This is a genomic window from Paractinoplanes rishiriensis, from assembly GCF_016862375.1.
Taxonomy (GTDB): domain Bacteria; phylum Actinomycetota; class Actinomycetes; order Mycobacteriales; family Micromonosporaceae; genus Actinoplanes; species Actinoplanes rishiriensis.
In genome coordinates this window covers 1-10932 of the sequence record NZ_BOMV01000075.1, presented here as the reverse complement: position 1 = coordinate 10932, position 10932 = coordinate 1, and the positions used below count along the sequence as shown (strand labels likewise).

9 protein-coding genes and 1 pseudogene are annotated in these 10932 nt (G+C 69.9%); 4 read left to right on the top strand and 6 right to left on the bottom strand.

What is annotated here, in order from left to right; translation table 11 throughout:
* Window positions 1-472 (bottom strand): annotated as a pseudogene (locus Ari01nite_RS35170) (hypothetical protein); the annotation flags it as partial.
* Window positions 473-674: 202 nt separating this feature from the next.
* Between Ari01nite_RS35170 and Ari01nite_RS35165 the strand changes: the two are divergent.
* The 3 genes from Ari01nite_RS35165 (at window position 675) to Ari01nite_RS35155 (ending at window position 2419) form a co-directional block, all read left to right on the top strand.
* Window positions 675-872 carry a hypothetical protein gene (locus Ari01nite_RS35165; RefSeq protein WP_203786581.1) on the top strand — a complete coding sequence of 66 codons (198 nt, stop codon included), beginning with the start codon at window positions 675-677 and terminating at the stop codon, window positions 870-872.
* Window positions 873-920: 48 nt separating this feature from the next.
* A complete protein-coding gene (locus tag Ari01nite_RS35160) occupies window positions 921-1700 on the top strand; it encodes a TrmH family RNA methyltransferase (RefSeq protein WP_239163291.1) in 780 nt (259 codons plus the stop codon).
* A gap of 284 nt (window positions 1701-1984) precedes the next feature.
* A complete protein-coding gene (locus Ari01nite_RS35155) occupies window positions 1985-2419 on the top strand; it encodes a cellulose binding domain-containing protein (protein ID WP_203786579.1) in 435 nt (144 codons plus the stop codon).
* On the opposite strand, the gene Ari01nite_RS35150 is transcribed toward Ari01nite_RS35155, so the two are convergent.
* Genes Ari01nite_RS35150 through Ari01nite_RS35130 form a run of 5 tightly spaced genes read right to left on the bottom strand, consistent with a single transcriptional unit; the run spans window position 2350 to window position 9143 of the window.
* Window positions 2350-4128: an alpha-galactosidase gene (locus Ari01nite_RS35150; protein WP_203786578.1), complete on the bottom strand. Its 1779-nt coding sequence runs from the start codon at window positions 4126-4128 to the stop codon at window positions 2350-2352. The two genes, Ari01nite_RS35155 and Ari01nite_RS35150, sit on opposite strands and share 70 nt — an antisense overlap.
* Window positions 4125-5453 (bottom strand): ABC transporter substrate-binding protein, encoded by a 1329-nt coding sequence (locus Ari01nite_RS35145; protein ID WP_203786577.1) that lies wholly within the window; start codon window positions 5451-5453, stop codon window positions 4125-4127. The genes Ari01nite_RS35150 and Ari01nite_RS35145 overlap by 4 nt, the downstream gene beginning before the upstream one ends.
* A 20-nt stretch (window positions 5454-5473) precedes the next feature.
* Window positions 5474-6310: a carbohydrate ABC transporter permease gene (locus tag Ari01nite_RS35140; RefSeq protein ID WP_203786576.1), complete on the bottom strand. Its 837-nt coding sequence runs from the start codon at window positions 6308-6310 to the stop codon at window positions 5474-5476.
* Window positions 6307-7173: a carbohydrate ABC transporter permease gene (locus Ari01nite_RS35135; RefSeq protein ID WP_203786575.1), complete on the bottom strand. Its 867-nt coding sequence runs from the start codon at window positions 7171-7173 to the stop codon at window positions 6307-6309. The genes Ari01nite_RS35140 and Ari01nite_RS35135 overlap by 4 nt, the downstream gene beginning before the upstream one ends.
* Complete coding sequence (locus tag Ari01nite_RS35130; protein ID WP_203786574.1) at window positions 7170-9143, bottom strand: beta-galactosidase; 1974 nt, start codon at window positions 9141-9143, stop codon at window positions 7170-7172. Before Ari01nite_RS35130 ends, Ari01nite_RS35135 begins: the two co-directional genes overlap by 4 nt.
* Window positions 9144-9765: 622 nt before the next feature.
* On the opposite strand from Ari01nite_RS35130, the gene Ari01nite_RS35125 reads away from it, so the two are divergent.
* The gene (locus tag Ari01nite_RS35125; RefSeq protein ID WP_203786573.1) at window positions 9766-10752 is read left to right on the top strand and encodes a LacI family DNA-binding transcriptional regulator; all 987 of its coding nucleotides are present in this window, start codon (window positions 9766-9768) and stop codon (window positions 10750-10752) included.
* The last annotated feature ends 180 nt before the right edge of the window (window positions 10753-10932 follow it).

Genomic DNA, 10932 nt, shown 5'->3' with positions numbered 1-10932 from the left:
GCGGCGTCGCGGCGGCGGGGCCGGGCGGCGACGCGGCGGCGGGGCCGGGCGGCGACGCGGCGGCGGGGCCGGGGGGCGACGCGGCGGCGGGGCCGGATGGGTCGGGCGGGTCGGCCGAGGGGGCCCGGGTGAAGAAGTTGCGGGTCTGTTCCGGGGATACGTCGGTGGTTGGCTCGGGGTGGGTTGCCCAGGTGGGGCGCGGGGGTCTGGTGTGGTCCAGGCCGTCGTCCTGGTCGAGGAGCGGGGGCGGGGCCGGTGGCAGGGCGCCTCGCGCCGACGGTGGGAGGGCGGCGCCGGCGTCCGGCTCCGGGTGGGGCTCGCGCAGGTGGCCGCCCATTTCGGTGAGGGCCGCGGCGACGTCCGCTATGCCGGCGGCCACCGCGTCGGGGGCTGCCTGGCGCAGGCGGATGGCTCTCAGCAGGGCCAGCAGGTGCTGGTCGGCTCCCGAGCCGGAGCCCGAATCGGATGACACTGCCGCACCCCCGCTCCGACCTGACTACGCGAACAGTACAACCGTACTGCGGGGCACCGGAAACGGGCGGCGGAATGGGTGCCGGGACAGCCCGGCAGCTGCGCGCGGAGGTGAGCTGCACCTCGCGTGGCCGTGTTGCCGGGGACTCGACGCCGCCCGTATTTTCTCATGATTTTGACCCGCGGCAGGCATAATCGTGTGCATGTCCGAACCCAGCGCCCCCGAAGAGTCCGAGTCGGAGCAGTCCGAGTCGGCGCAGCCCGAGGAGTTTCTCAACCGGGCGGCACGCCGCGCCAAGGGCAAGAAGCACGCGAAGGCCGAGGTGTCCGCGCAGACGCAGCCGCACGGGCGTAACTCGGTGCAGGCACGCAAAAACTTCGGCAACCGGCGGACCGGCTGAGGGCCGCTGACCCTCGGACGGCACAATGGCCGGGTGGTTGTGCACCCGGTGGCCGGCGCGGACGACGCGCGGATCGGTGATTTCCGCGCGTTGACCGATCTCGAGTTGCGCACCCGGTGGGAACCGCCGAACGGGCTGTTCATCGCCGAGGGCGAGTTGGTCATTCGGCGTGCGCTGCGAGCGGGATATCGACTCCGTTCGATACTTGTGGACGAGAAGCGAACGGATCAGTTCGCCGATCTGCCGGACGACGCGGTGGTCTATGCCGCGTCGCCCGCGGTGCTCGAGTCCATCACCGGATTCCACGTTCACCGCGGCGTGCTGGCGTCGTTTCACCGGCGGCCACTCCCCTCGCTTCCGGAACTGCTTTCCGGTGCGCGGCGGCTTGCCGTGCTCGAAGGGCTGAACACGCACACGAATTTGGGCGCACTGTTCCGCAGTGCGGCCGCGCTCGGCATCGACGCGGTGGTGCTGTCGCCGAACTGCGCGGACCCGCTCTATCGCCGGGCCGTCCGGGTGAGCATGGGCGAGGTTTTCGCGATTCCGTACGCGAAGGCCGACGCGTGGCCGGATGCCCTCAAAGTGGTCAGTGCGGCCGGATTCCGGCTTCTCGCATTGACGCCCGGCGATGATTCGGTGCCGCTTCAGGAGTTGAGCGCGGCGGATCGGCGGCGGCCGGCGTTGATGCTGGGTGCCGAGGGACCCGGCCTGACCCGGTCCGCTCTGGCAGCCGCCGACGTGCGGGTGGCCATTCCGATGCAGAACGGGGTGGACTCGCTCAACGTCGCCACCGCGGCGGCGATCGCGTTCTGGGAACTGTCCCGCTGAACTCCGCCACCCGTGCGGGCGTTGGCTCTATTCAAACGGCTAAATGATCGTTACCCTTACGCCGGGGATGAGCGCAATGACCTGGATGTGGTTAAATGCACCAAAAATCAGGCAATGAACCTATTCCGCCCTGGTTTCTGATGACTCTCGGAGTCATCGCCCTCATTGGTCTTGCCGCTATTTCGATCGTCCGTCTGATACCCCATGACGACGGGAGCGATGCGCTTCCACCGCCGGCACCCGCATTCACCCTTCCGGCCACGACCGCCGGGCCGCAAGCCCCGGTGAGCCTGGTGCCGTCGCCGTCACCGTCACCGTCGCTTTCGCTGTCGCCGACGGAAACCCGCAGCTTCGAATCGACCGCGGCCACCCCCTCCAGGACGACCAGGCCGCCGGCCCGGAACGTCACCGGCCAGTACCGGGTCCTCGAGTCCTACGGCGACTCCTTCATCGGCGAGGTGCTGCTCACCAACACCACCGGCGCGCCGCAGAGCTGGCGGGTCACCGTGGTCGTCCCGGCGAGCGTCACCGGCCTGCGCACCTCCTGGCTGGAGTCGCTCCCGCAGCCCCGGCACAGCGTCAGCGGCCGCACCCACACCTGGACCTCGACCGTCGACCTGGCCGCCCGCTCGACCGGCCAGCTGCGCTTTCACTTCGAGCACGACGGGGGCGCGGTCAGCCCGTCCTCCTGCACGGTCGACGGCGCGTCCTGCCGCTGAGCGGTGAGGCAGACCAGCAGCCCGGCCGGTTCGCCGGCCGCAAAAGCGACCGGCAGGCCGTCACCCAGCAGCGTCGCGCCGTCGAAGGTCCGGCCGGCGTTGTCGCGATAGGTGCGTGCCGGGTCCAGGCCACGCAGCCGTACGAAGGTGTGCACCTCGGCGCCTGTGACGTGCCACGCGAGCAGCACCGTCCGGTCGCCCCGTTGGTACTGCCAGATCCACGAGGCCAGCCGGTACAGCGTGCCGTGCTGCACCACCGGCCGGATATCCCGGTACGTGGCGATCAGGTCGGTGGCCTCGTCGAGTTCGGCGGCCGTCCAGCGGGTCAGGTCACCGCCGAGGCCGAGCACGCCGGCCATCGCCACCTGGAAGCGGAACCGCAGCGGCACCGCGCGACCGGTGATCGGGTTCGGGCTGTCGGTGACCCAGGCGACCATGGTGCCCGGCGGATAGACCTGGGTGTAGCCGCGCTGGATGGTGAGCCGGTCCATCGCGTCGCCAGTGGGTGCCTGGCCGGTGCGGGCTTCCACGCGGACGCCCGGGTGCGCAACGCGGAGGCGGTCGAGTACCTCGTCGACGCCCGCCCGGTGCCCGATACGCGCCGATGGCCCGTCCTCGGCGAGCGTCCGGTGGCAGTCCCACTCGAGGAACGCGAGGCCGGTCTCGCGGATCAGCGCGTCGAGTCGGTCGAAAGCCCGTGCCCCGGCGGGCCGCACCTCCACCCGCAGGCCGAACGCCATGCCGAGCGACCGCACATGGTCGGCCAGCGGCCGCAGCCCGTCCGGCAGCCGGCTCGGCACCGCGTCATCCACCACGAACAATTCGACACCCAGCTTCGCGGCCCGCTCGGCCAGTTCGCGCTGACCGTCGGTGACCTGCCCGGCCTGGTAGAAAACCGGGCGGATTTCCTCCGCCTGCGGCAGGACATGCTTTTGCTGGTACGAGTGCCAGTGGCGGCTCGCTCCACCGAAGCCTTCCGTGGTGCACAGTCCCGCGAAGACCGGACTGGTCAGTTCATCGCCCTCGGCCAGCCGGACTGCGGACCGGTCGTGCCCGGCCGCACCCAGCACCGCACAGCGCCCCGCCGCGGTCCGGGACACCGTGATCCGCCACGAGCCGCTGAACGCGAGGGCCGCCGACCAGACCTCGCCGGAGTCCTCGGTGGCGGTGCCGTCGTCGAGCATCACCCACGGGTTCGTCGCGTGCCCGGTGACGCCCCGCCGGCTGATCAGGGTCGTCTCGGCGACCGGCACCGGCGTCCGGTACAGGCCGTTCTCCCGAGCCCATCCGCCGGTCACGTGGCTGAGCCGGTAGTCGGCGCGCACCGGCAGGCACCACACGGCCGCCGCGTGGTCGGTGAGCAGCAGGTCGCGGCCGGTGTGCCGAACCACCGACCAGCGCTCGATCACGTCCGAGTCGCCGAACACCCGGTAGTGCAGGTCGACCTCGCAGTCGCCGGCCAGGCGCACCACCAGCTCGTCATCGCGCCACTCGTGCCCGGCGACCCGCAGTCGCAGCGGGCCGTCCGCGGCGGACAGGGCGGCCGCGCCGAACATGCAGCCGCTCGCCACCGGGAAGTCCTCGGCGTGCTCCCCGGCCGGCCCGAGGTCGTCCTCGGGCCGGCGAGCACCCCAGTAGACCGGACGCACCGACTCCTCGAGCCGCAGCGCGTACGTCGTGTTCGGGGTGTGCAGGGCGACGAGTGTCATTCCTTGACGGGGATCGATTGCGACTTGAGGGTCTGAACAGTACTGGCCTGGGCGTCCTGCAGCGCCTTGAGCAGGGTGCCCTGCCCGGACACCGCGGCCTTGAAGCCGTCGGACGCGCTGGCGTACGTCTGGGTCATCGTCGGCCCCCAGGTGAAGTCCGGCTTGACCTGCGTGGACGCCGCCGTGAAGACCTCGTAGATCTTCTGGCCGCCGTAGAATTCGACTCCCTCGGCGAGGCTCGGCAGGGTGGTGCCGGCCTTGGCCGCCGGGTACAGGTTGGCCAGCTTGTTCAGCTCGGTCAGCGCCTCCGGGGAGGTGTTCAGCCAGAGCGCGAACTTGGCCGCCTCGTACGGGTGCTTGGAGCCCTTGAAGACGGCGGTCGACGAGCCGCCCCAGTTACCGGCGACCTGCTCGCCCGCGGTCCACTGCGGCATCGGCGCGACCGCCCACTTGCCGGACGTCTTGGGCGCGCCGGTGGCGATCGAGTTGGCACCCCAGACCGCGGACACCCAGGTCCACGCCTTGCTCTCGTTGTACGCGTTGTTCCACTCGGGGGTCCACGGCGGCACCGACGAGACCAGCTTCTTGTCGATCAGGCCCTGCCAGTAGTTCGCCACCTCGGTGGTCTTGGGGTCGGTCAGGCTGACCGTCCAGTTGGTGCCGTCGTTGGTGAACCAGTGCGCGCCCGCCTGCCAGGCCAGCCCGGCGAACTGGTTGATGTCGCTCTGCGAGAAGTTGGTGATGAAGCCGCCGGCCGCCTTCACCTTGACGGCGGCATCGGCGTACTCCTGCCAGGTGGCCGGCACCGGGATGTTGTTCTGCTCGAACAGGTCCTTGCGGTAGAACAGCGCCATCGGCCCGGCGTCCTGCGGGATCGCGTACGCGTGCCCCTGCTCGCCGAAGCTCACCTGGCTCCACGTCCAGTCGACGAACTGGCCCTGCGCCTGCATCACGAAGTCGCAGCCGGCCAGGTCGGTGAGGCCGTCCTGCACCCGGAAGCTGGGCAGCGCGTCGTACTCGATGTGGCCGAGATCCGGCGCGTTGCCGGCCTTCAGCTGGTTGAAGAAGTTCTGGTACGTGCCGGAGTTGCCGTTCGGGCCGGTCTGCACCTTGACCTGGATGTCGGGGTTGGCCTTGTTCCACAGCTCGACCACCTTCTGGATCTCCGGGACCCAGGAGGTGAACGCCAGCGTGACCGGGCCGCTGGACGGCGCGCAACTGGCCGCACCCGGGGTGCCGGTGGCGGCGTCGTCGCCGTCGCTCGAGGAGCAGGCGGTCAGGGCCAGTGTGCCGACGAGGAGAGCCGCGACGGAGCGAATGCGCATGATTCCTCTTCTCTGAATTGTCATTTGCTTGATCCGGCACCGAGGCCGCTGCGCCAGAAGCGCTGTAGGGAGAGAAATGCGATGATCATTGGAGCCAGCGAGAGGAAGGCTCCGACCAGGACCAGGCCGCGCAACTCCGGGCGCTGATCCACCTGCGAGTTCCAGGTGTAGAGACCGAGCGTCACCGGGAACAGCTTCTCGTTGCCGAGCATGATCAGCGGCAGCAGGAAGTTGTTCCACACGGCGACGAAATGGAAGAGGAAAATCGTCACGAGGGCCGGTGCCATGAGGCGTACCGAAAGTGTGAAGAAGGTACGCACCTCGCCGGAACCGTCGATCCGGGCGGCCTCCATCAGTTCGTCCGGCACGGACGACGCGGCATAGATGCGGGCCAGATAGACACCGAACGGATTGACCAGGCTGGGCAGGAAAACCGCCCAGAACGTGTTGGCCGCCTGCACCTGGCTGAACATCAGGAACAGCGGCAGGGCCAGCGCGGTGGCCGGCACCAGCACGCCACCGAGAACGATGTTGAACAGCGTCTCCCGGCCCGGGAAGCGGTACTTCGCCAGGGCGTACCCGCACATGCCGGCCAGCAGCGTGCCGAGCGCGGCGGCGCCGACCGTGTAGCCGACGCTGTTCAGCAGCCAGCGCACGAAAATGCCGTCCGAATAGGTGAGAACGGTGCCGATGTTCTCGCCCAGTTCGAACTCGTCGAACCACAGCCCGCCGCTGCCGATCACCTGCGCGCCGGCCTTGGTCGAGCCGACGAAGAGCCACCAGAGCGGGGTCAGGAAATAGACGGTGCAGACCGCCATCACCAGCATGGCGGCGGAGCGCCGGGAGATCGCGCTCATTGCAGGCCACCTTTGCGCTGGGTGAACTTGAGGAACGAGAACGAGAGCACGAAGGTGGCCAGCGCCAGCACCACCGAGAAGGCGGCGGCCAGGTGGAAATTGGGCACCGACGAGGTGGAGTAGACCGTCAAATTAGGGGTGTACGTGCTGGAGACCGCGGAACTGAACGCCCGGAACACCTGCGGTTCGGCCAGCAACTGGAGCGTTCCGATGATGGAGAACACCGCGGTGAGCACCAGGGCCGGCCGCACCAGCGGGATCTTGATGGACCAGGCGATCCGGAACTGGCCGGCCCCGTCGATCCGCGCCGCCTCGTAGATCTCGGCCGGCACCGCGAGCAGCGCGGCATAGATGATCAGCATGTTGTAGCCGACGTAGACCCAGGTCACCACGTTGGCGATGGACCAGAGCACCCAGCGGGCGGAGAGCAGGTCGACGTTCGCGGTGACCGCGGTGAACGGCGACAGGTTCGGCGAGTAGATGTAGCCCCACATGATCGCGGCGACCACGCCCGGCACCGCGTACGGCAGGAAGAAGGCCAGCCGGAAGAACCGTCTGCCCCGCACCAGCCCGGAATCGAGCAGCAGCGCCAGGATCAGGGCGAGGCCGAGCATGACCGGCACCTGGACGATGCCGAACAGCAGCATCCGCTCGACCGAACTCCAGAACGGGCCGTCGCTGAACACCCGCCGGTACTGGTCGAGGCCGCCGAACACCTCGCGGGCCGGTCCGAAGGTGCCGGTGCGCTCGACCTTGTAGAGGGACTGGACGATCGCGTACCCGATCGGGATGGCGTAGAACAGCGTGAACAGCGCCGTGAACGGGACGACGAAAAAGAGGACCGCGCCCCGGAACCTGGTCACGATGCCTCTTTCCGGACGTCGACGCTTTTCAGGACGTGTACGCCGCCGGCCGGCACGGTGAGCGGGCCGTCCTCGCCGCTGATCAGGTCGACGCCGCCGATGCCGCAGTCGACCTCGGTGGTGCCGTGGTTGATCACGAAGACGTACGTGGTGCCGTCCCGCCGGCGGCGGACCACCTCGAGGCTGCCGTCGTTCTCCGGGCCGGCCGGTTCGACGCCGGCCTCCCGGACCGCCTCGCGCAGCACGTCGCGCAGGTCGGTGACGGTCGCGACGTACCAGGACAGGCCGGCGCCGTACCGGTTGCGGGTGATCGCCGGCCGGCCCGGCATCGGGCCGCCCTCGTGGAAGGCGAGCGCCTCGGCGGCGGTGGTGCGCAGGTGCTCGGCCCAGGTCGTCGCGGTAGCGCCGGTGTCCAGCGACCAGCGTGCCCAGGGTTGAGCCGGCGCGAACTCCTCGGCCACGACCCCGAGCAGGTCGCGGAAGGCGCCCGGATATCCGCCGAGCCGGATCCGGTCGTTCTCGTCAGCGATCCCGGAGAAGAACGTGACCAGCACGTGCCCGCCGCCCTCGACGTAGGCGGTGATCGCGGTGGCCTGCTCGTCGGTGACCAGATAGAGGCAGGGCACCACCACAAGCCGATATCGGCTGAGGTCACCGTCCGGCGCGAGCACGTCGGTGGTCACCCCGAGTTGCCGGAGGCTCCGGTACGCGGCGTGCACCTGGTCGAGGTAGCGGACCGCCTCGGACGGGCGGCCCTCACTCTCGGCCGCCCACCACGACTCCCAGCTGAACAGGAGCGCGACGTCGGCCTGGACCGTGCTGCCGGCCACCTCGCCGAGCCGGTCCAGGACGGCCGACAGGTCGAGCACCTCGCGCCACTGCTCGGTGTCGGTACCGGCGTGCGGCACCAGCGCGGAGTGGAACTTCTCGCTGCCCTGCGCCGAGGCCCGCCACTGGAAGAAGCAGACCGAGTCGGCGCCGCGGGCCACGTGGGTGAGGGTGTTGCGGAGCATCTCGCCGGGCTGCTTGGTGAGGTTGTGCGGCTGCCAGTTGACCGCGCCGGTGGACTGCTCCATGAGGATCCACGGCCGGCCCCCGGCCAGCCCGCGGCTCAGGTCGGCGGCGAAGGAGAGTTCGGCGGCCGGGTCGCCGAGGCGGTGGTCGAGGTAGTGGTCGTTGGCGACGACGTCGACGTGCCGGGCCCAGCGCCAGTAGTCGAGGTCGCGGATGTGCGCGGTGACCATGAAGTTGGTGGTGACCGGGATGCTGCTGTGCCGGCGGAGCACGTCGGCCTCGGCGGTGTAGTGCTCGATCAACTGGTCGCTGCTGAACCGCCGGAAATCGAGCATCTGGGCCGGGTTGCGCAGGCTGAGCGCCGCCCGGGGCGGGAGGATCTCGTCCCAGTCGCCGTACTTCTGGCTCCAGAACGAGGTGCCCCAGGCGGCGTTGAGCCGGTCGACGGTCCCGTAGCGGCGGGCCAGCCAGGTGCGGAAGGCGGTGGCGGATTCGTCGCAGTAGCAGAGCGCGTTGTGACAGCCGAGTTCGTTGGAGACGTGCCAAAGCGTGATGGCCGGATGCTGACCGTAGCGCTGCGCCACCTGCTCCACTAACGCGAGGGCGTACCGCCGAAAGGTCTTTGAACTTGGACACCACGCCTGCCGCCCACCCGGGAAACGCCGGGTGCCGTCGGATGCGACCGGCAGGATCTCCGGGTGCCGGGCGCTGAGCCAGGGCGGCGGCGATGCGGTGGCGGTGCCGAGGTTGATCCGGATGCCGCTCTGGTGCAACAGCTCGACAACATGGTCCAGCTGCTTGAAGTCATACTCGCCGGCCCGCGGCTCGAGCTCCGACCACCCGAAGATGTTGATCGCCACGAGATCGATCCCCGCGGCCCGCATGAGCGCGACGTCCTCACCCCAAACCGCAGCAGGCCACTGCTCCGGGTTGTAGTCGCACCCCAACGTGATCAAGGCCAGCCCGCCTCTCTCTGTGCACGTGCACACATTTCCCCGCCAAAATTCCCGAGGCCAAATGTGTGAACGTGCACACACTAGGAGCGGCGCTGACCAGCGTCAAGGCTCGCTTATAAAGCCGTTACCTACGCCGGTCTCGCGGTAGCGGCGGCCGTCCGTTGGTCGCAGCCCCCCGCGGCGTGATTAGAGTCTGATCGTGAGTTCGCCAAGCCAGCCCGCGCATCCGGCCCCCAAGGCCGGCGCCCCCTTGCGCGAACCGGCACCCCCAGGCGCAGCTTCTGAGGCCAGCGATCCCTTGCGCGAACCGGCACCCCCAGGCGCAGCCCCCAAAGCCGGCAATCCCTCCCGCGAACCGGCACCCCCGGGCGCGGCTTCCGAGGCTGGCCGGGCCGCACGCAAGCGGGCGCCTGCTGCCGCCTCGGCCTCGCGTTCGGCTCGCTCAACGTCCGGCGCGGCCAGACCGAACCCCGAATCACCTGCGGCAGCCCCTACCGCTACTAGCGAACTGTCAGCGGCATCGACGTCCGTATCCGAAAAATCCGCCCATACCACTGAAGGCGTTCGTAAGTCGTCGCCCGAGGGTGAGGGTGCGGCACGGCCGGCGGGGAAGCGGGCGACCGTGCATGACATCGCGGCCACGGCCGGGGTGTCGCGCGGGACTGTGAGCCGCGTGCTCAACGGCGGCTATGTCTCGGCGTCGGCTCGGGCGGCGATCGAGCGGGCTATCCGTGAGGTCGGCTACGTGCCGAACACGGCGGCGCGGAACCTGGTCATGCAGCGTTCGCAGGCCATCGGGTTCATCGTGCTGGAACCGCACTCGCTGTTCCTCGAGGACCCCAACATCGGCGGCATCATGCTGGGGGCGAACGCGGCCCTGTCCGCGGCCGACTATCAGATGGTCAACCTGGTGGTCGACTCGGAGCGGGACACGGCGCGGATCACCCGGTACCTGAGCGGCGGCTTCGTGGACGGCGCGATCATCGTGTCGGCGCGCAGCCACGACCCGATCATCCAGGTGGTCGGCGGCATCGCGTTGCCGTCGGCCTTTGTGGGCCACCCCCGCGACCTGCACCCCGACATCCCGTACGTGGGCATCGACAACATCGCGTCGGCCGAGGAGATCACCCGGCGCCTGGTCGCGACCGGCCGCCGCCGGGTCGGCATGATCGCATCGGCCGTCGACCGGGACTCGGGCGCCGACCGGCTGATCGGCTTCCAGCGCGCGCTCGGCCCGGCCTTCGACGAAGCCCTGGTTGCCGAGGTCCCGCTCTACGACTTCGCCTGCGGCGCCAAGGGCATGCGTACGCTGCTCGAACGCGACCCCACCATCGACGGTGTCTTCGCCGCCTCGGACGCGGTCGCCGCCGGCGCCATGGAGGCACTACGCGAGGCCGGCCGCACAGTCCCCGACGACGTCGGCGTGGTCGGCTTCGACGACAGTTCATGGGCCACCCGAACCCGCCCCCACCTGTCCACGGTCCACCAGCCGGCCGGCGACATCGGCTCGCGGGCCGCCGACCTGGTGCTCCGCCAGCTCAGGGGCGAGTCAATCGACCGGGGCGGCGTGCTGATGCCGTCCCCCGTCGTGTGGCGCGCCTCAGCCTGACCGCGCCCTCGCTACTGCCGCTGGTGCCACTCGCGCCCCTGCCGCTGGTGCCACTCGCGCCCCTGCCGCTGGTGCCACTCGCGCCCCTGCCGCTGGCGTTACTCGACGCTCCTGGCGCTGGCGTTACCCGCGCTCCTGGCGCTGGCGTTACCCGCGCCCCTGGCGCTGGCGTTACCCGCG